The following is a 20,573-nucleotide window of genomic DNA, read 5'->3' as shown; positions in this document are numbered from 1 at the left end:
TTCCAGAAGGTGTCGAACGATGACAGTCGCCATCGACCGAGCGACCGGCAAGCGCCGAGGTGAACCCGGCGGGCGCCCCGGCCGGCTGACGCGTCTGAGGCAGTCGTACCAGCGGTACTGGTACGCGTACGCGATGATCGCCCCGGTGGTCGTCGTGCTCGGCGTCCTGGTGCTGTATCCGCTGGCGCGCGGCTTCTATCTCACCCTCACCAACGCCAACAGCCTCAACTCGGCGCGCACGATCGGCGTCAACCACATCGAGGCCACCTACGAGTTCATCGGCTTCGACAACTACGCCGACATCCTGTGGGGCCCAACGTCGTACGACCGCTTCTGGTCGCACTTCATCTGGACGATCGTCTGGACGGCGCTCTGCGTCACCCTGCACTACGTCATCGGCCTCGGCCTCGCGCTGCTGCTCAACCAGAAGCTGCGCGGCCGCACCTTCTACCGGCTGATCCTGGTCCTGCCGTGGGCGGTGCCCACCTTCGTCACCGTCTTCGGCTGGCGGTTCATGCTCGCCGACGGCGGCATCATCAACGCCGGCCTCGAAGCGCTGCACCTGCCGGCCCCGCTGTGGCTGGAGGACACCTTCTGGCAGCGGTTCGCCGCGATCATGGTCAACACGTGGTGCGGTGTGCCGTTCATGATGATCTCGCTGCTGGGCGGACTGCAGTCCATCGACACGTCTTTGTACGAGGCCGCCGAGATGGACGGCGCGAGCGCCTGGCAGCGCTTCCGCTACGTCACCCTGCCGGGCCTGAGGTCCGTCAGCTCCACCGTCGTACTCCTCGGCGTCATCTGGACGTTCAACCAGTTCGCCGTCATCTTCCTGCTGTTCGGCGACACCGCGCCCGAGGCGCAGATCCTCGTGACCTGGGCGTACTACCTCGGCTTCGGGCAGCAGCCGCGCGACTTCGCGCAGTCGGCGGCCTACGGCATCCTGCTGCTGGCCATCCTGATCGTCTTCACCTCCGTCTACCGCCGCTGGCTGAACCGCGATGAGCAGCAGCTCGCGATCTGAGGCAGGAGCCCCCATGAGCACCACGACCGTCAAGACCACGGCTCCGGCGGACTCCCCGGCGGGGACCGCCGGGGGCGCGCCCCCGCGCAGGACACGCCGACGTGGCGAGAACAGCTTCGCCGGCTCCTTCGCCGCGCACGCGATCCTCACCGGGGCGAGCCTGGCCGCGCTCTTCCCGATCGCCTGGCTGGTCTTCCTGTCCCTGGGCCCGGACAAGGACGATTACCTGCATCCCGGTCGCATCTTCGGCAAAATGACGCTCGACAACTACTCGTTCGTCCTTCAGGAGACGCCGTTCTTCGACTGGCTCGTCAGCACGCTCGTCGTGTCGCTCGGCACCACCGTCATAGGGGTGCTGATCGCCGCGACCACCGGTTACGCGGTCTCGCGCATGCGCTTCCCCGGCTACCGCAAGTTCATGTGGGTGCTGCTGGTCACGCAGATGTTCCCGGTCGCCGTACTGATGGTGCCGATGTACGAGATCCTGTCGGAACTCCAGCTCATCGACAGCTACCTCGGACTCGTCCTCGTCTACTGCTCGACGGCCGTGCCGTACTGCGCCTGGCTGCTCAAGGGCTACTTCGACACGATCCCGTTCGAGATCGACGAGGCGGGACGCGTCGACGGGCTGACCCCCTTCGGCACGTTCGCACGGCTGATCCTGCCGCTCGCCAGGCCGGGCCTCGCGGTCGCCGCGTTCTACAGCTTCATCACCGCGTTCGGGGAGGTCGCCTTCGCCTCGACGTTCATGCTGTCCGACACGAAGTACACCTTCGCGGTCGGCCTGCAGAGCTTCGTCAGCGAACACGACGCCCAGCGCAACCTGATGGCCGCCACCGCGGTACTGGTCGCGATCCCCGTCTCCGCGTTCTTCTACCTTGTGCAGAAGAACCTGGTGACCGGCCTGACGGCGGGCGGCACGAAGGGGTGACGCTTCGCTGCGAGGGGCGCGCTGGGCCGTCGGTCGTCCGCGGCTTGGTCGTGCCCCGCGCTCCGGAAGGGGCGCTCATGCCCCCTCCTCCCGAAGACCCGAGGCGGTCGCGGCGGCCATCCGACCCCGCTGTCACCGCGGCCGCCTCGTCATCATCCGCCGCCGTACACACCAAGTCCTCCCATGACCCCGCCCCCATCGTTCCAAGGACGCCATGAGCCAGCAGCACTCCGCCGACACGGCCCCGACCTCCGCCGTCGCCACCGTCGCCCAGCGCAGCGACTGGTGGCGCGACGCGGTCATCTACCAGGTCTATCCGCGCAGCTTCGCCGACAGCAACGGCGACGGCATGGGCGACCTGGAGGGCGTACGTTCCCGACTCCCTTACCTGCGTGACCTGGGCGTGGACGCCGTCTGGTTGTCCCCCTTCTATGCCTCCCCACAGGCCGACGCCGGCTACGACGTAGCCGACTACCGTGCGGTGGACCCCATGTTCGGCAACCTCCTCGACGCCGACGCGCTGATCCGCGACGCGCACGAGCTGGGCCTGCGGATCATCGTCGACCTGGTCCCGAACCACTCCTCCGACCACCACGAGTGGTTCAAGCGAGCGGTGGCGGAGGGCCCGGGTTCCCCGCTGCGCGACCGCTACCACTTCCGCCCGGGCAAGGGCGCGAACGGCGAACTCCCCCCGAACGACTGGGAGTCCATCTTCGGCGGCCCGGCGTGGACGAGGGTGGCCGACGGCGAGTGGTACCTGCACCTCTTCGCCCCCGAGCAGCCCGACTTCAACTGGGAGCACCCGGCGGTCGGCGACGAGTTCCGCTCGATCCTCCGCTTCTGGCTGGACATGGGCGTCGACGGTTTCCGCATCGACGTGGCCCACGGCCTGGTGAAGGCGGACGGCCTTCCGGACCTGGGCGCCCACGACCAGCTGAAACTGCTGGGCAACGATGTCATGCCGTTCTTCGACCAGGACGGCGTACACGCGATCTACCGTGAGTGGCGCCTGGTGCTGGACGAGTACGCGGGCGAGCGCATCTTCGTGGCGGAGGCCTGGACCCCGACGATCGAGCGCACGGCGAACTACGTTCGCCCGGACGAACTCCACCAGGCCTTCAACTTCCAGTATCTGGGCACGGATTGGGACGCCACGGAACTGAAGGTCGTCATCGACCGCACGCTGGACGCGATGCGCCCGGTGGGCGCCCCCGCCACCTGGGTCCTGTCGAACCACGACGTGACCCGCCACGCGACCCGCTTCGCGAACGAGCCGGGCCTGGGCACCCAGATCCGCCTGGCGGGCGACCGTGAACTGGGGTTGCGGAGGGCGCGGGCGGCCTCGCTGCTGATGCTGGCGCTGCCGGGTTCGGCGTACGTCTACCAGGGCGAGGAACTGGGTCTCCCGGACGTCGTGGACCTCCCGGACGAGGTCCGACAGGACCCGGCGTACTTCCGCGGCGCCGGCCAGGACGGCTTCCGCGACGGCTGCCGGGTCCCGATCCCGTGGACCCGTACGGGCTCGTCGTACGGCTTCGGGGCGGGCGGCTCCTGGCTGCCGCAGCCGGCTGAGTGGGGCGAGCTGAGCGTCGAGGCGCAGACGGGGGAGGCGGGCTCGACCTTGGAGCTGTACCGGAGCGCGCTGGCGGTGCGCCGCGAGCAGTCCGGCCTCGGCGCGGGCGACTCGGTCGAGTGGCTGAAGGTGCCTGCGGGTGTCCTGGCCTTCCGCCGGGGGGACTTCGTGTGCGTCGCGAACACGACCGGTGAGGCGGTCACGGTCCCGGCGTACGGGCGGGTCCTGATCGCCAGCGGTGAGGTGACGGTGGCGGAGGACGAGGCGAAGCTGCCGGGGGACACGACGGTGTGGTGGACGACGGCCTGAGGATCCCGCGAGGACGGTTCTCACAGGCACCGGCGGTCGCCTCAGGGCCCGCCGCCCGGTTCGGGGCGGCGGGCCTTGCCGCGGTTACCAGCACGTCCGACCCCCCCGGCCGCCTGCCGACCACGGCCGACGCTGGAGCAGCTCTCCCCCCGCTGTCGACCCTGGCCGATCGTTCCTCTGTCCGAGTGGGATTTGCGGCCCTGCCGCGCCAGGCGCGTTGCCCGGCAGGGGTCCGCCGCATGGAATGACTCGCCGGTGTCCGCTTGATCCGGGCACCGCAGTCAGACCTCCGGGAGGATGCATGCCCTCTGCCACTGTCCGCCGCGCCGTGACCGCCGGTGCCCTGACCGCCGCACTGATTCTGCCGCTGTCCACGCAAGCCTCGGCAGACGTCGGGGACGAGGACATCGTTCGGATCAAGTTCACGGGCGTCACCAGGGTCGACACGAGCCCGAAGCACATCGAGCCGAGTCAGAGCTGGGTCACCTACTACACCCTGTACACGCCCAAGAAGAAGTACGCCGGGGACGCCAGCTCGCGGTGCAGCGCCGTCGAGGTCGCGCACCACAAGGTGACCACTCACTGCACGCGGGTGCTGCGCCTGAAGAAGGGGGAGATCACCCTCCACGACATGATCACCCGCGACGGCAAGAAGCCCGTCACCGCCAAGACCGCCATCGTGGGCGGCACGGGCATCTACAACGATGCCGAGGGAGAGGGCTACATCACCCTGAAGGACGACCTTGTCCACCTCGACCTCTACGTCGATGACTGACGGGCGCACCTCGCCCGTAGGAATGACTCGCCCACGCTCTGGAAGGCCTGGGCACTCTGTTCGGCCTGGAGGTTCCGTGATCACATCGGCTGTCCGTGGGGTCGTCGTCACCGCACTCACCACCACGTTGGCCCTTCTTCCGTCGCTGGCACAAGCCGAGGAGAAGGACAAGGACAACGACATCGAGAGAGTCGAGTTGACGGGCGTCAGCTGGCTCGACACATCACCCCGAGAGATCCGGCCCGGTGACAGCTGGGTGACCTACCTGGATCTGTACTCCGAGAAGAAGGCGAAGAACACGAAGAAGTCGGACAGGAAGTCGCTGGAGCGTGCCGGTGACGGGCAGTCGGAGTGCAGCGCGGTGAGCCGCCACCACGGCGCGGTGACCGCACAGTGCACGCGGACTCTGCGCCTGAAAAAGGGGACGCTGACGCTCAGCGACATGATCACCTATGTCCCGCACAAGCGGGTGACGGCCAAGACCGCCATCACCGGCGGCACCGGCCATTACCGCTCCGCCTACGGTGACGGCTACATCACCCTGGACGGTCGCCACGTCCACTTGGAGCTCAACGTCGACGAATGACGCGGAGCACACTTTCCGGTGCGGGAGACGCTGTTCGCGTCCCCGCACCGGTGCGTTTTCCGCTGTCGTCAGTCGCCTATTCCGGAGGTTTTCTCGATGAGGCGGGCGAAGACGATGAGCGCCCCCAGGGCGGGAAGGAGACTGGCCAGCGTCCACAGGACGCAGAAGCCCGCCGCCGCCCCGGCCATCATGCGCAACGGTGTCGGGGCCTCCTCGGAGACTCCTGCCACCACCAGGAGGAAAACAGTGGACAGAACAGCCATGGCGATAGCGGTGAAGAACGGCCACAAGTAGTTGGTGATCGGCAGGATGCGCGCTTTTCTCGCTTTCCGCAGGAACGCGGTGTCGCAGGCGCGCGTGATCATCGCCAGGATGGCGAAAACGGACCCGATGATGACACCGACCATGGAGACGGCGACTCCCAGGGTCTCGTCCATCGGCAGGTCGCCGTCGTGACCGAGCCAGGCACCGCCCGCCGCGCCGCAGGAGGCGGCCAGGGGCTCCCCCCACCACCAGCTCCTCAGGCTCACATGCACGAGCCCCACGAACTCCTTGAAGTACTTGTCGCCCAGGGTGCGCCCACGGGGTTCCTCCGGGTATGAGCCAAAATCCTTCGGCTGTTCCATGGTCATGAAAGCCTCCGCCCATGGCGGCCACTCCCTGGGGCCGCTTTCACGCGGCCCAGTTTCTCCTCACCGCACCCTCCTCATGATCTGCGCGGAATTCCGCCAGCATTGCTTCTGCGTTTTTCTTCCTCTATTTCCGATCCATACATGCACATGTCTCGTATGGCGTCGTAGAGGGAAGCGCAGTGATCAGCGGGTGATTCCTCCTCTGATTCGGTTCCGGAAAGCTCAGTGGAGTGGTCGAGATGGTCCAGGTCGATCTTCGGGTCGCGTGAGAGGCCGACATCGAAGTCCTGGGTGCCGACCTTGCGCTGGGCGAGCTCTCGAAGAGGACCATCCATTACTCGAGCCACCTTTCATGTGCGTGCCGGGCGGCGCCGCTGAGGAATGGGGCTAAAACGTGGTCTCAACCATAGGCGGGAGCCGTTGAGGGGGCCCGTCGTGGCGACATTTGGGTGAATATCGGGTGAACTGTCGGGTGCGGTGGCTCAACGTGAGCCGATGGAGCCTTCACCTTGACCGCCCGGGACGCGGTGGGGGACCTCTCTTGGCCGGTGACAGCCCTCAGCTGTTCAGGCCCAGCTCACCCGCGCGCACCCCGGCCTGGAACCGCGAACCCGCGTCGAACGCGTCGAGCAGTTCGGCGACCCGGCGTCGGTAGGTTCGCAGGGACATGCCGAGTTCCCGCGCGGCCGTCTCGTCGGTGGCACCCGACCCCAGCGCGCGCAGGACCTTCCGGCTCTCGGCATCCAGCCGGGGCTGTTCGCCGCGCAGGAAGGCCTTGAGGTCGGTCGCCGTCTCCCAGGCGGCTTCGAAGAGGGCGTACACCCCACCGACCAGGGTGGGTGCGGTGGTCAGGGTGTACTCGCGGCCGCTGGGGGCGCTCAAGCCGGCGAGGACGGCGAACCGGCGGTCGATGATGATCGTCTCGTGGGGAAGGGCGGTGGCGGCGATCCGCACCTGGGCGCCCTTGTCGGCGAGTTCGCTCAGATGCTCGCGGCCGCGTTCGTCGAGCAGCGCGGCCGGGCTGTACAGCTTGCGGGTCCGGTGGGTTCCGCTGCCGCGCAACCGGTCGCGGGTGGTCCGCCGGGCTTCGGGACGGGGCCAGGTGTCGAGATCACGGGCGGCGCAGACGAACTCCTCCTGGACGGAGGAGAACAGGTGCCCAGTACGGGTGAGGAACTCCAGGTCACCGCGGATCGTCATGATCTCTGCCACCCCGCCATTCTGCCCGATGGCAGCTAGCTGCCACAGGTTGGCAGCCCGAACACGCCATCGCCGAGGCTGAGTTCATGAGCAGCGACTTCCGCCTTGGTGGCGACCTTCCGATCAACCGGCTCGGCTTCGGGGCCATGCGCCTGCCCACGAACAGCTTCCATGGCCCGGCCCGCGATCCCGAGACCGGTCGCGCCGTCCTGCGCCGTGCCGTCGAACTGGGCGTCAACCACATCGACACCGCCGCCTTCTACGTCAGCGGCGATGCCACCGTTCGAGCCAACTCCCTGATCCGCGAGGCGCTTCACCCCTACCCGGCCGACCTGGTCATCGCGACCAAGGTCGGCCCCGCCCGCACCCCCGACGGCGGCCTGTCCGCGACCACCGACCCCGCGGACCTGCGACCGCTGGTCGAGGAGAACCTCGAAACGCTCGGTGTGGACCGCCTCGATCTGGTCTACCTGCGCATCGGGGGCATACAGCCGCCGCCGAACGGCGAATCCGTCGCCGAGCGCTTCGAGATGCTGGCCGCGATGCGTGAGGAGGGCCTGATCCGCCACCTCGGCCTGAGCAACATCAACGCCGACCACCTCGCCGAGGCCCGCACGATCGCACCCGTCGCAGCCGTACAGAACCACTTCCACGCCGCCAAGCGCGACGACACCGAACTCCTGGCCGCCTGCGAGGAGGCCGGCATCGCCTACGTGCCGTTCTTCCCGCTCGGCGGCGGCCTGAGCGACCTCAACGGTGACCGCATCACCAAGGTCGCGGACCGGCATGACGCCACGGTCCCGCAGATCGCCCTGGCCTGGCTGCTCGCCTCGTCCCCCGTCACCCTGGCCATCCCCGGCACCGGCTCCCTCGCCCACCTGGAGGAGAACACCGCCGCCGGCTCGATCGTCCTCACGCTGGAGGATCTCTCCGACCTCGCCTGAGCAGACGATCCCGCTCGTGACCATCTGCGAGCGTGCACACGATGGCAGGCCCTTCGTCGTCCCCGCCTCCCTTCGCGGCAGCTCGCCCCGCCCAACACCCGTACCGGCGAAGGGATTTCGTGCCGGTGAAGAAGGTGTGCCCGGAGGGTTGACCGTGCGACAAGTGGACTCGTACCGTCCTCTCGGTTGAAAGTTTTCAGACATCTTGCAGCAAGAAACGGCAATGGATCTTGCGGGATCTCTTCGGGTCCTCGGACCCTTCGGACCGTTCCCCTTAAGGCAGCGGGGGAACGCCCAAGACCGTTCGGGTGTCCGTGGTCCGGGCCCGGGAGGCCGGTTCCCTGTGCGACCTGGCCATGTGGGTACAGCCAGAGGCGACGGAGAGGCCCCGAACCATCACTCCGGTGGAGCGGGGGCCCCGCACGCCGGCGCCGTACCCGGCGTCCCAGACCGTGCGACCACCTAGACCGAACAGCCCAGAACACCGCAAACCTGGAAGGTGACCATCACGCGATCCAGCCAATCCGACCTCATTCGCGCTCCACAACAAGCAGTTGCAACCCCTTCAACGGAGAAGGACCCCACATGGCCAGCAGAACCCTCTCCGGCGCGCTCGCTCTCGCGGCGGGTGCGTCGATCGCGCTTGCTGTGCCCGGTGGCAGCGCGTACGCGTCGCCGCCCGGGACCAAGGACGTCACGGCCGTCATGTTCGAGTGGAGCTTCGCGTCGGTGGCCAAGGAGTGCACCCACACCCTCGGCCCGAACGGGTATGGGTACGTCCAGGTCTCGCCGCCCGCCGAGCACATACAGGGCTCGCAGTGGTGGACGTCGTATCAGCCCGTCAGCTACAAGATCGCCGGGCGGCTCGGGGATGCCACCGCCTTCCGGGACATGGTCAGTACCTGTCACGCGGCCGGCGTCAAGGTCGTCGTCGACACCGTCATCAATCACATGTCGGCAGGCAGCGGGACCGGCACCGGTGGCTCGTCGTACACGAAGTACACCTACCCGGGGCTGTACTCGTCCTACGACTTCGACGACTGCACCGCCACCATCAGCGACTACACCAGCCGGACCAACGTCCAGAGCTGCGAGCTCGTCGGGCTCGCCGATCTGGACACCGGTGAGGAGTACGTCCGGTCGGCCATCGCCGGGTACATGAACACCCTGCTCGGCTACGGCGTCGACGGGTTCCGGATCGACGCCGCCAAGCACATGCCCGCCGCCGACCTCGCCAACATCAAGTCGCGGCTGAGCGACACCTCCGTGTACTGGAAGCAGGAGGCCATCCACGGCTCCGGGGAGGCCGTCCAGCCGACCGAGTACACGGGCAACGGGGATGTGCAGGAGTTCCGTTACGCCTTCGACCTCAAGCGGGTCTTCAACAACGAGAACCTGGCGTACCTCAAGAACTACGGCGAGGGCTGGGGCTACATGAGCAGCTCCGTCGCCGGGGTCTTCGTCGACAACCATGACACCGAGCGCAACGGCTCCACGCTGAGCTACAAGGACAACGCCACCTACACGATGGCCAACGTCTTCATGCTGGCCTACCCGTACGGCGCCCCCGACATCAACTCCGGCTACGAGTTCTCCTCCACCGACGCCGGGCCGCCCAACGGCGGTACGGTCAACGCCTGTTGGCAGGACGGCTGGAAGTGTCAGCACGCGTGGCCGGAGATCATGCGCATGGTGGCCTTCCGCAACGCCACCCGAGGTGAGTCCGTCACCAACTGGTGGGACAACGGCGGCGACGCCATCGCCTTCGGCCGTGGCAGCAAGGGCTTCGTGGCCATCAACCACGAGTCCGGCAGCCTGAGCCGTACGTACCAGACCTCCCTCGCGGCCGGCACGTACTGCGACGTGCAGAACAACACGACGGTGACGGTCAACGGCACCGGCCAGTTCACCGCCACCCTCGGCTCCAACACCGCCCTCGCGATCTACACGGGCAAGTCCGGCGGCTCGGCCTGCTGACGCGGACCAACTCCACTTGATGAACCTCTCCCACCTTCCTGAAAGTACTTTCCGTTACTTTCAAGCCTCTTGCTGAAAGGCTTTCGGCGGCGATACGGTCGCGCGGGGTCGGACCCACCAGAGCCGTCATCGCAAGGAGTCCATCCGTGATACCGAGATGGCCGACGCCGTCGAGGCGCCGTACCGCCCATGCCGGACGGGCCGCGGCGGTCAGCGCGGTCACCGTGACCGCACTGACCGCCGCGCTCGTCCAGCCCCTCGCGGCCGGGGCCGCGACCCCGCCCGCACCTCCGTCCGACGCGAGGCTGGCGAAGACCGCCGCCCGTCACGACCTCACCCGCGAGCAGTTCTACTTCGTTCTGCCGGACCGTTTCGCCAACGGTGACAAGGCGAACGACAAGGGCGGCCTCACCGGCTCACGCCTCGCCACCGGCTACGACCCCACCGACAAGGGCTTCTACCAGGGCGGCGACCTCAAGGGCCTGACCCAGCGCCTCGACTACATCAAGGGCCTGGGCACGACCTCCATCTGGCTGGCACCGATCTTCAAGAACCAGCCCGTACAGGGTGAGGGCGAGAACGCCTCCGCCGGCTACCACGGCTACTGGATCACCGACTTCACCCAGGTCGACCCGCACTTCGGCACCAACAAGGACCTGGAGACCCTGATCTCCAAGGCCCACGCCAAAGGCATGAAGGTCTTCTTCGACGTCATCACCAACCACACCGCCGACGTCGTCGACTACGAGGAGAAGTCCTACGACTACCTCTCCAAGGGCGCCTTCCCCTATCTGACCAAGGACGGCAAGCCCTTCGACGACGCCGACCACGCGGACGGGAGCACCGGCTTTCCGCCCGTCGACCGGGACTCCTTCCCGCGCACGCCCGTCGTCCCGGCCGCCGAGAAGAACGTCAAGGTCCCGGCCTGGCTCAACGACCCGACGATGTACCACAACCGGGGCGACTCCACCTGGGCCGGCGAGTCCGCCACCTACGGCGACTTCGTCGGGCTCGACGACCTGTGGACCGAGCGTCCCGAGGTCGTCGAGGGCATGGAGACGATCTACGAGAAGTGGGTCAGGGACTTCGACATCGACGGCTTCCGGATCGACACCGTGAAGCACGTCAACACGGAGTTCTGGACCCAGTGGGCCACCGCGCTCGACGCGTACGCCGCGAAGAAGGGCCGCGACGACTTCTTCATGTTCGGCGAGGTCTACTCCGCCGACACCTCCGTGACCTCCCCGTACGTCACCCAGGGCCGCCTCGACTCCACGCTCGACTTCCCCTTCCAGGACGCGGCTCGGGCGTACGCCTCCCAGGGCGGCAGCGCGCGGAAGCTGGCCTCGGTCTTCGGCGACGACTACAAGTACACGACCGACAAGGCCAACGCGTACGAGCAGGTCACCTTCCTCGGCAACCACGACATGGGCCGCATCGGGACCTTCCTCAAGCAGGACAACCCCGAGGCCACCGACGCCGAACTGCTCGCCAAGGACAGGCTCGCCAACGAGCTGATGTTCCTCAGCCGCGGCAACCCCGTCGTCTACTACGGCGACGAGCAGGGCTTCACCGGCGCGGGCGGCGACAAGGACGCCCGCCAGACGCTGTTCGCCTCGGAGGTCGCCGACTACCTGGACGACGACCAGCTGGGCACGGACCGTACGCACGCGGACGACGCCTACGACACGAGAGCACCGCTCTACCAGCAGATCAGCGCTCTCGCCAAGCTCCGCAAGGCCGACCCCGCCCTGGCCGACGGCGTCCAGACCGAGCGCTACGCGGCCGACGGGCCGGGCGTCTACGCCTTCTCCCGGACCGACGCCAAGACCGGCACCGAGTACGTCGTCGCCTTCAACAACGCCGACGAGGCCCGGACCGCCACCTTCGCGACCGGGTCGGCCGGCATGACCTTCAACGGCGTCTACGGGACCACCGCGAAGGTGAGGAGCGACTCCGACCGGAAGGTCACCGTCACCGTCCCGGCCGGTTCCGCGATCGTCCTCAGGGCCGCCGGCAAGCTCGCCGAGCCCGCCACCAAGCCGTCCCTCACCCTCAAGGCCCCGGCCACCGGAGCCACCGGGACGGTCGAGATCGGCGCCGACGTCGACGGCGGGCAGCTCAACCGTGTCGTCTTCGCCGCCCAGATCGGCAACGGCAGGTGGAAGGCGCTGGGCTCCGCCGACCACGCCCCGTACAAGGTCACCCAGACCATCGGGGAGGACGTCGCCCCCGGAACCGCCTTGCGCTACAAGGCAGTCGTGATCGACCGGGCCGGACGTACGGCGAGCGCCATGGCGGCCTCCACCACCGGAACCCCACCCGCCCCCGAGGTCCCCACCGCCTCCTCGCGCGACTACGCGATCGTCCACTACAAGCGGGCGGACGGCGACTACACCGACTGGCGGCTGTACGCGTGGGGCGACATCGCCGACGGCGAGGGGACGACCTGGCCGGAGGGGCACGACTTCATCGGGCGGGACGCGTACGGGGCCTTCGCGTACGTCAAGCTCAAGCCCGGCGCCTCGAACGTCGGCTACCTCGTCATCGACAAGGACGGCAACAAGGACGTCGCCGCCGACCGTTCGGTCGACGTCACCAGGACGGGCGAGATCTGGGTCGAGCAGGGCAAGGAGGCCGTACGGACCGAGAAGCCCGCGGCCGACTACCCCGAGCAGGACACGTCCAAGGCCGTCCTCCACTACCACCGCGCCGACGGGAATTACGACGGCTGGGGCCTGCACGTCTGGTCCGGCGCCGCGAACCCCACGGACTGGTCGAAACCCCTGGAGCCGGTGAGGACGGACGCCTACGGCGCGGTCTTCGAGGTGCCGCTCACCGAGGGTGCCACCAGCCTCAGTCACATCATCCACAAGGGCGACGAGAAGGATCAGTCCGCCGACCAGGCGCTGGACCTCAGGACCAACGGCCATGAGGTGTGGCTGTTGAACGGCCAGGAGAAGTACCTCCTCCCACAGCCGGCCGGTTCCGCCGCCGCCCTCGACCTCACCACCTCCAAGGCGGTCTGGATCGACCGGAACACCCTCGTCTGGAACGGCGACGACACCGCCGCCTCCACCCAGCTGCTCCACTCCCGCACCGGCTCGATCGCCGTGAAGGACGGCGCGCTGACCAGCACCGACGAGCGTTGGCTCCGCCTCACCAAGTCGGCGCTCACCGACGCCCAGAAGGCGAAGTACCCGCACCTGAAGGCGTACACCGCCTGGACCGTCGACCCGCGCGACCGCGACCGGGTCCGCGAGGCCCTGCGCGGCCAGCTCGTCGCCTCCCAGCGCGCGATGAACGGGGCGGTGCTCGCGGCGACGGGCGTACAGATCGCCGGCGTGCTCGACGATCTGTACGGCAAGGACGCGGCGGACGCCGACCTCGGCCCGACCTTCCGCGACGGCCGTCCCACGCTCGCCGTCTGGGCGCCCACCGCCCAACAGGTCTCGCTCGACCTCGACGGCACCCGTGTCGCCATGAAGCGGAACGGCACCACCGGCGTCTGGTCCGTCACCGGCGAGAAGTCCTGGAAGAACAAGGCCTACCGGTACGTCGTGAAGGTGTGGGCGCCGAGCGTCGGCGAGGTCGTCACCAACAAGGTCACCGACCCGTACTCCGTCGCCCTGACCGCCGACTCCGAGCGCAGCCTCGTCGTCGACCTGGGGGACAAGGCCCTGGCGCCGAGCGGCTGGTCGTCGTACACCAAGCCCGAGGCCGTACCGCTCAAGGACGCGCAGCTCCAGGAGCTGCACGTCCGGGACTTCTCGATCGACGACAAGACCGTGCCCGCGAGGGACAAGGGCACGTACCTCGCCTTCACCGACAAGGGGAGCGACGGCTCGAAGCATCTGCGGCAGCTGGCGGAGGCGGGTACGTCGTACGTGCATCTCCTCCCCGTCGCCGACATCGCCACCATCCCCGAGAAGAAGGCGGACCAGGCGACCGTCGACTGCGACCTGGGCTCGTACGCCGCCGACTCCGACAAGCAGCAGGAGTGTGTGGCCAAGGCCGCGGCGAAGGACGGGTTCAACTGGGGCTACGACCCGTACCACTACACGGTTCCGGAGGGTTCGTACGCGACCGATCCGGACGGGACACGGCGGACGGTCGAGTTCCGGAGGATGGTGAAGGCGCTCAACGACGACGGTCTCGGGGTGGTGCTGGACGTCGTCTACAACCACACCCCGGCGAGCGGCCAGGCCGACAGGAGCGTCCTCGACAAGGTGGTCCCCGGCTACTACCACCGGCTCCTCGCCGACGGTTCGGTCGCCACCTCCACCTGCTGCGCCAACACAGCGCCCGAGCACACCATGATGGGCAAACTGGTGGTCGACTCGGTCGTCACCTGGGCCAGGGAGTACAAGGTCGACGGGTTCCGCTTCGACCTCATGGGGCACCACCCGAAGGCCAACATCCTGGCGGTGCGGAAGGCCCTCGACGGGCTGACCCTCGCCAAGGACGGCGTCGACGGGAAGAAGATCATCCTGTACGGGGAGGGCTGGAACTTCGGCGAGGTCGCCGACGACGCGCGCTTCACGCAGGCCACGCAGCGGAACTTGGCCGGGACGGGCATCGCGACCTTCTCCGACCGCGCCCGTGACGCCGTGCGCGGCGGCGGCCCCTTCGACGAGGACCCGGGTGTCCAGGGTTTCGCCTCCGGGCTGTACACCGACCCCAACTCATCGGAGGGCAATGGCACTTCGGCCGAGCAGAAGGCCCGCCTCCTGCACTACCAGGACCTCATCAAGGTCGGCCTGAGCGGCAACCTCGCCCACTACCGGTTCACGGACACGAGCGGCAAGGAGGTCGAGGGCTCCGAGGTCGACTACAACGGGGTCGCCGCCGGATACGCGGACGCCCCCGGCGACGCCCTCGCCTACGTCGACGCGCACGACAACGAGTCCCTGTTCGACGCGCTGGCCTTCAAGCTGCCCGCCTCGACCAGCGCCGCCGACCGGGCCCGTATGCAGGTCCTCGCCATGGCGACGGCCGCCCTCTCGCAGGGCCCGGCGCTCTCCCAGGCGGGCACCGACCTGCTGCGCTCCAAGTCGCTGGACCGGAACTCGTACGACAGCGGCGACTGGTTCAACGCGATCCACTGGGACTGCCGGGACGGCAACGGCTTCGGGCGCGGACTGCCGATGGCGGCCGACAACCGGTCCAAGTGGCCTTACGCCAAACCCCTGTTGACCTCGGCCGAGGTCGGAGTCGGCTGCGACCAGATCGAGGGGGCCTCGGCGGCGTACCGGGACCTGCTGAGGATCCGTACGACGGAGGACGTGTTCTCCCTCGACACGGCCGGACAGGTGCAGTCGAAACTGTCCTTCCCGCTGTCCGGGACGGACGAGACACCCGGTGTGATCACCATGGAGCTCGGCGACCTGGTCGTCGTCTTCAACTCCACTCCGGAGAAGCGGAATCAGAAGGTGACGGACCTGGCCGGGACGGCATATGCGCTGCACCCGATCCAGGCGGCGGGGGCGGACTCTACCGTCAAGAACTCGTCGTACGAAGCGGAATCGGGGGCATTCGTCGTTCCGGGGCGGACCGTGGCGGTATTCGCACGATCCGACCGGTAGGGCGCTAGTTTGGGTGGCGCAGGTGGAGAGGGCCTGCGCCACCCGAACCTGAAAGACGATCCCTCGTCCCTTCGTCCCCGGTTCACCGTCCCCCGTTCCCGTTGCCCGTCCCCGGGCGTTCCGCGAGAGCCTCATGAGCCTGATGGCCGACGAAGCAAGCACCACGGTTCTGGTGGTCGACGACGTGGCCACCAGTCGTTACGCGATGGGCGCGGTGCTGCGCCGGGCCGGGCACAGCGTCGTCCCCGTCGCCAGCGCCGGCGAGGCGCTCGCCGAACTCGATGTGCGGCTCCGCTCGGGCGCCCTGCCCGATGTGGCCCTCGTCGACGTCGGTCTGCCCGACATGAGTGGCTTCGAACTCTGCCGCCGCCTCAAGTCCCAGCCCCCGATGGCCGCCCTCCCCGTCGTCCACTTCTCCGCCGCCGCCGTCGCCCCCAGCGACCGCTGCCGGGGACTGGACGCGGGCGGCGAGGCCTATCTGACGGTGCCCGCCGAACCCGAGGAGATCCAGGCGGTCGTACGTGCGGCCGTGCGCGGCGCCCGGATGCGCAACGGCGCGGAAGCCCTCGTACGACGGCTCACGCTGCTGTCCGAGACCATCGTCGACGTCCAGGCCGCCCGCACCCTGGAGGAGCTGGCCGGCGCCGCCGCCGAGGGGGCCGCCCGGCTCACCCGTTCGCCCGCCGCCGTGTTCGTACTCGGTGAGGACGGCCACCTCTACAGCGGCACCTCCCGCCCCAGGGCCCGCACCACCCTTCCCGACGCCGGCGCGCGCGATGCCGTGGCCCGGCTCCTGCGCCGGATCACCGACGGCAACCCCGGTCCGCACGACACCGTCGTCCCCGCGCCCCTGTGGCCCGCGGGCTTCTTCCGGCCCGGCGTCACCGAGGACGCCCGCCTGGTCCTGGCCCGCACCGAGAGCGGTATGCCCGTCTGCGTCGCCACACCTGTGCGCGGAGCCCGCGGCACGACCTCCGACACCACGGGTCTGGTCGCCCGCCTCGCCCAGGCCACCGCCCTGGCCGCGCAGCCCCTGCTCATGTACCAGGTCGAGCGCCATGTCGCGCTCACCCTCCAGCGCAGTTTCCTGCCCAAGCGGGTGCCCGACTTCCCCGGCCTCGAAGTCGTCGTCCGGTATGTCCCCGCGTCCCGACAGACCGAGATCGGCGGCGACTTCTACGCGGCTGTCTCCACCCCCGCCGGCGTGCTCACCGCCGTCGGCGACGTCGTCGGGCACTCGCTGGAGGCGGCCACCGTGATGGTGGAGATCCGGCACGCCCTGCGCGCCTACTGCGTGGAGCAGTCCGATCCCACGGCGCTCGCCCAGCGGCTCGACCGGATGCTCCAGCACTACCACCCCGACGTCACCGTCACCGTCTGTCTGGCCCTCGTCGAACCGAACAGCGGGCGCGTCCGGGTCGCCAACGCGGGCCATATACCGCCGCTGATCGTCCGCGAGTCCGGCGAGGCCGAGTATGTGAGGGCCTCCGGGCCGCTCCTCGGGCTCGGCCTCGAACGGCCCGAGCCCACGGAGACGGTTCTGCGGCCGACCGATCGGCTCCTCATGGTCACGGACGGGCTCGTCGAGACCCGGGGCATCGATCTCTCGCTCTCCCTGGAGCAACTGCGTGCGGCCGCGGCGGACGCTCCGGCCGGGACGGTCGCGTTGTGCGACACCCTGCTGCACTGCTTCGGCAGGGACCGGGAGGACGACATCGCCATGCTGGTGTTGCGCCTGCGGCTAGGCTGACCGGGTCTTGTCGTCGACCTTGTCGTAGAGGGCCGCCCCATGCCGCAGATCACCGTGGACTACTCCGCCGTACTCTCCGAGGGCTTTGACCGCCCCGCGTTCGCCAAGGCCCTGCACGAAGAGGTCGTGCGGACCGCTGCCGCGAAGCCGGAGGCCTGCAAGACGCGGTTCCGGGCGACCGAGGCCACGACCGTCGGGCCCGACACGGACGGCCACGCGATCGTGCATGTCACGCTCGCGCTGCTCGCGGGTCGGACCGACGAGACCAAGGTGACGTTGACGGAGAACGTGCTGGAGTTGCTTCGGGAGTACGTGAAGGTGGGGGAGGGGCTGGCGTTTCATGCGTCGGCGGAGGTGCGGGACCTTGATCCCTCGTACCGGAAGTTCGAGATCTAGACGCCGTTGGGGCTGCTGAGGCAGGTCGGCTGAGGGAGCCTCGTGGTTGTACGCGCCCACGCGGCGGAGCCGCTGAACGGGCCGTCCGTCGGCTCGTCGGCGAGTATGCGGTGCAGGATCGCTGCCATTTCCTCGTCCTGTGCCGCGCTCACCGACGCCAGGGCCGCGAAGTCGTGGACGAGTTGGACCTCCAGCTCCTCTCTCGGAATGCGGCGGCCGTCCAGCCAGATCAGGGCCGTGGACTCGGCCAGGGAGATCCAGGAGCGGATGAGGAGTTCCAGGCGGGCCGGTGGAGGTGGTGTCTTGATGTCGAGGTGCGACAGGATCTGGACATAGGCGGCCTGGCGTACGCCGTCGATGAGGGCGTTGGTGCGGGACGAGCCGACGGCAGGGCCGCCGCGCATCAGGGCGGAGAAACCGGGGCCGTGTTCGTCGACGAAGCCGAAGAAGCGGTGCATGACGCGGAGCAGGCGGGCACTCAGCGGGCCCTCGTGGGGTTCCACGAAACGGTCGGCGAGATCGTCGGAGGCGCGCTTCAACGCGGCCTCGTACAGGCTGAGTTTGCCGGGGAAGTAGTGGTAGACGAGCGGGCGTGAGATGCCCGCCGCCGACGCTATCTCGTCGATGGAGACCTCGTCGGGCGAGCGCCGGCCGAACACTTCGAGAGCGACCCCGATCAACTGCTGCCGCCGCTCCTCCACACCCATCCTGCGGCGCTCACCGGTTTTCATGCGAACACCTTACCGATTGATTCCAGCCTGTCAGGGGCTGGATCGCGGAGAGGTGCCGATCACTGGGCCGGCTGAAGCCCCTTGATCTCCCGGCCGTTCGCCAGCGTGCCCCTCAACTCGGCCTGTGCGCCCTCTTCGGCCGGTACGGCGAGGAGGGCGCCCGGGGCCGAGCCGCTCACCCCGCCGGTCAGTTCGATGGAGACGGTGTCCTTGCTGCCGGCGGCGAGCAGGTACGAGTCGCCGGTCGCGGACTTCCAGGGGCCGGCGGCGAGGACGTGGGCGTCGGCGGGGCCGCAGGCGGGGGTTTCGTCGGCGGCCCCCGTGATGTACGCGCCGGCCGCGGTGCTGAACTGGGTCAGCGACCGGGTGCCCGCGCCCCGCCAGGTCTCGGTGCGGGTGCACACCCAGTCGGCGTTGCCGCTGCCGTCGGGCAATGGCTGGCGGGCGAACTGCCAGGCGTTCACGGTCCGCACGCCCTGCGACCGAACGGCCGCCAACGAGCAGGCGAAGGGCGCCCAGGTCTTTGGGGAGGTCGAGGCGTCACGGCCGGGCGCGGTCGACGGGCGGCCGACCGTCAGATGCGCGGGGGCCACCTCGGACAGGTCGGTCAGCAGCCGCTGACCTCCCGACGCGTCGGTCAGTTGCAGGACGTCCCACGACCGGCACTCCCCGGTACGCACCGCCGGGCTGGCGAACAGGGCCGTCGTCCCGTCCTCGGCCAGCGTGAGCGCCCGCACCTCGGCGTCGGGCTTCGCCAGATCCCGTACGGCCGCCGCGCGCACCCAGGGCGCCACCAGATAGCGGACGTTGCCGTCGGCCCGGCCCAGCACCAGGGCGCTCGCACCGGCGCCGGTCGCGCCGTCGACCCGGGTCAGGTCGAGGGCGGCCAGGTTCGGGTCGTCGAGGGGTTCCGCGTAACGGGCGATGCGCAGACCGTCGTAGAGCATGACCACCCGGAGGGTGTCGACCTTGCCCGCGTACAGCAGTTGCGGCGGGCCGGGCGGGGGGCCGGCCGGCGTGCCGGGGGTGACCGAGACCTGTGCGGATTCGCCGGGGCGGGCCCAGACCGCGAGTGCGCGGCGCAGCAGGGCCTTGTCCTTGGTGAGGTCGCCGCGTGCGGGCCAGGTGGTGAAGTCGGTACGCCCCGTCGCCTGCCACTCCGTGGCCGTCGCCGTCGTCAACCGGGCCGGATCGAGGGCGGCTTGGGCCGCCGGGTTCCGCGCGTACGAGGGTGCCGCCGCGCCGTCGGGGCCCCAGCCCTCGCCGGGCAGGCCGAGAAGCGCTCCGCACACGACCACCGCGGCCACGGCGGCCGGCACGGCCTTCATGTGCTGGCGGCGGCGCATCAGATCGGTGGGGCGGGCGTGCAGCGAGCAGGGGTCGTACTCGGGGGAGGAGAGGAGCGGGTACTGCTGCGGTGAGACGGAGTCGGCCTCCTTCAGCGCCGCGGCCGGGCTGTCGACGCCGGCCTGCTGGAGGAGCGTCTTGATCACCGGGTCGGGGAGTCTCTCCAGGCCGCGCAGGACGTATGCCGCGCGGGCCGGGGAGGTGAGCGCCGACAGCCGCTGGTCCAGGGCCAGTTCGTCGGCACCGCCCGAGCGGGGGAAGAGGCGCAGGCCCCACACCTGCGGGAGCAGGGGCGGCAGTTGCGACCGCTTCGGCCATGCCCTGCGGCGGAGGGGGAGGCCTGCCTCCAGCGCGGTGCGGATCACCTGGAGCCGGACATAGGCATAACCAGGGTTGAGCTCCCGGCCCGCCACCGTCCCCGTCACCTGTGCCGGGATGAGCGACGTCGCTGTGCGCCCCCTCGGCAACGCCCGTTGCGTCAGTGCGTGTGCCGTCAGTACGCGTCGGTTGCGGCCGAGCGTCGGGGGCAGCGTGAGATACGCGAGGCGGACCAGGCGGGGATAGTGCTCGACGAGCGCGGCCTCCGCCTGGTCGACGTCCACGACCGATTCCTGGGCGCGGGAAGGTGCGGGGCGCTGGGCGACATCCGGTGACTGCACGTTCAGCAAAACGAGCGAATGGTCCGATGGTCACCTCGCCGCTCCGCTCCGCTGGGGTCGGGCCGGGGCGCAGCCCCTGCTTTTCAGGGGCGCGGGGAACTGCGCGAGCAACCACGTACGACTCGCACTCGCCCGATCGCAGTCATTCCCGAGC

Annotated in this window: 15 protein-coding genes; 10 read left to right on the top strand and 5 right to left on the bottom strand. The window is 69.1% G+C overall.

The annotated features are described in order from the left end of the window. The first annotated feature begins 19 nt into the window (after positions 1–19). The 5 genes from JIX55_RS14930 (at position 20) to JIX55_RS14910 (ending at position 5,198) form a co-directional block, all read left to right on the top strand. A complete protein-coding gene (locus tag JIX55_RS14930; RefSeq protein ID WP_257563802.1) occupies positions 20–1,024 on the top strand; it encodes a carbohydrate ABC transporter permease in 1,005 nt (334 codons plus the stop codon). A 13-nt stretch (positions 1,025–1,037) separates the two neighbouring features. After that, positions 1,038–1,955: a sugar ABC transporter permease gene (locus tag JIX55_RS14925; protein ID WP_257563801.1), complete on the top strand. Its 918-nt coding sequence runs from the start codon at positions 1,038–1,040 to the stop codon at positions 1,953–1,955. Positions 1,956–2,169: 214 nt separating this feature from the next. Next, the gene (locus JIX55_RS14920; protein ID WP_257563800.1) at positions 2,170–3,837 is read left to right on the top strand and encodes a glycoside hydrolase family 13 protein; all 1,668 of its coding nucleotides are present in this window, start codon (positions 2,170–2,172) and stop codon (positions 3,835–3,837) included. 301 nt (positions 3,838–4,138) lie between these two features. After that, positions 4,139–4,612 (top strand): hypothetical protein, encoded by a 474-nt coding sequence (locus tag JIX55_RS14915; RefSeq protein WP_257563799.1) that lies wholly within the window; start codon positions 4,139–4,141, stop codon positions 4,610–4,612. Between the two features lie 76 nt (positions 4,613–4,688). Continuing rightward, complete coding sequence (locus tag JIX55_RS14910; RefSeq protein ID WP_257563798.1) at positions 4,689–5,198, top strand: hypothetical protein; 510 nt, start codon at positions 4,689–4,691, stop codon at positions 5,196–5,198. A 68-nt stretch (positions 5,199–5,266) separates the two neighbouring features. Here JIX55_RS14910 and JIX55_RS14905 read toward each other — a convergent pair whose 3' ends face one another. The 3 genes from JIX55_RS14905 to JIX55_RS14895 all read right to left on the bottom strand — a co-directional run bounded on the left by JIX55_RS14905 (position 5,267) and on the right by JIX55_RS14895 (position 7,042). Further along, entirely contained in the window at positions 5,267–5,830 is a 564-nt protein-coding gene (locus JIX55_RS14905) for a hypothetical protein (RefSeq protein ID WP_257563797.1), read from the bottom strand. 74 nt (positions 5,831–5,904) lie between these two features. Continuing rightward, entirely contained in the window at positions 5,905–6,165 is a 261-nt protein-coding gene (locus JIX55_RS14900) for a hypothetical protein (protein WP_257563796.1), read from the bottom strand. Between the two features lie 223 nt (positions 6,166–6,388). Further along, complete coding sequence (locus JIX55_RS14895) at positions 6,389–7,042, bottom strand: DNA-binding response regulator (protein WP_443046420.1); 654 nt, start codon at positions 7,040–7,042, stop codon at positions 6,389–6,391. Between the two features lie 74 nt (positions 7,043–7,116). Here JIX55_RS14895 and JIX55_RS14890 point away from each other — a divergent pair, with 74 nt between their 5' ends. The 5 genes from JIX55_RS14890 to JIX55_RS14870 all read left to right on the top strand — a co-directional run bounded on the left by JIX55_RS14890 (position 7,117) and on the right by JIX55_RS14870 (position 17,682). Beyond that, positions 7,117–7,974: an oxidoreductase gene (locus JIX55_RS14890; RefSeq protein WP_257563795.1), complete on the top strand. Its 858-nt coding sequence runs from the start codon at positions 7,117–7,119 to the stop codon at positions 7,972–7,974. Positions 7,975–8,559: 585 nt separating this feature from the next. After that, positions 8,560–9,951, top strand: coding sequence for an alpha-amylase (locus tag JIX55_RS14885; RefSeq protein WP_257563794.1), 1,392 nt, complete (start codon positions 8,560–8,562; stop codon positions 9,949–9,951). A 146-nt stretch (positions 9,952–10,097) separates the two neighbouring features. Beyond that, complete coding sequence (gene pulA / locus JIX55_RS14880) at positions 10,098–15,536, top strand: pullulanase-type alpha-1,6-glucosidase (RefSeq protein WP_257563793.1); 5,439 nt, start codon at positions 10,098–10,100, stop codon at positions 15,534–15,536. Between the two features lie 142 nt (positions 15,537–15,678). Continuing rightward, positions 15,679–17,286, top strand: a complete 1,608-nt coding sequence (locus JIX55_RS14875; RefSeq protein WP_257563792.1) for a fused response regulator/phosphatase — start codon at positions 15,679–15,681, stop codon at positions 17,284–17,286. A 39-nt stretch (positions 17,287–17,325) separates the two neighbouring features. Continuing rightward, entirely contained in the window at positions 17,326–17,682 is a 357-nt protein-coding gene (locus tag JIX55_RS14870) for a 5-carboxymethyl-2-hydroxymuconate Delta-isomerase (protein ID WP_257563791.1), read from the top strand. Here the strand turns inward: JIX55_RS14870 and JIX55_RS14865 are convergent. Both JIX55_RS14865 and JIX55_RS14860 read right to left on the bottom strand, forming a co-directional pair. Next, on the bottom strand, positions 17,679–18,413 hold the full coding sequence (locus JIX55_RS14865; protein ID WP_257563790.1) for a TetR/AcrR family transcriptional regulator: 735 nt from the start codon (positions 18,411–18,413) through the stop codon (positions 17,679–17,681). The genes JIX55_RS14870 and JIX55_RS14865 overlap by 4 nt on opposite strands. Positions 18,414–18,472: 59 nt before the next feature. Beyond that, positions 18,473–20,419: a hypothetical protein gene (locus JIX55_RS14860; RefSeq protein WP_257563789.1), complete on the bottom strand. Its 1,947-nt coding sequence runs from the start codon at positions 20,417–20,419 to the stop codon at positions 18,473–18,475. Positions 20,420–20,573: the final 154 nt, after the last annotated feature.

It is taken from the genome of Streptomyces sp. DSM 40750, from assembly GCF_024612035.1.
Classification (GTDB): Bacteria; Actinomycetota; Actinomycetes; order Streptomycetales; family Streptomycetaceae; genus Streptomyces.
Note: the sequence above shows the minus strand (reverse complement) of the source record. Positions and strands in the feature narration are given on the sequence as shown.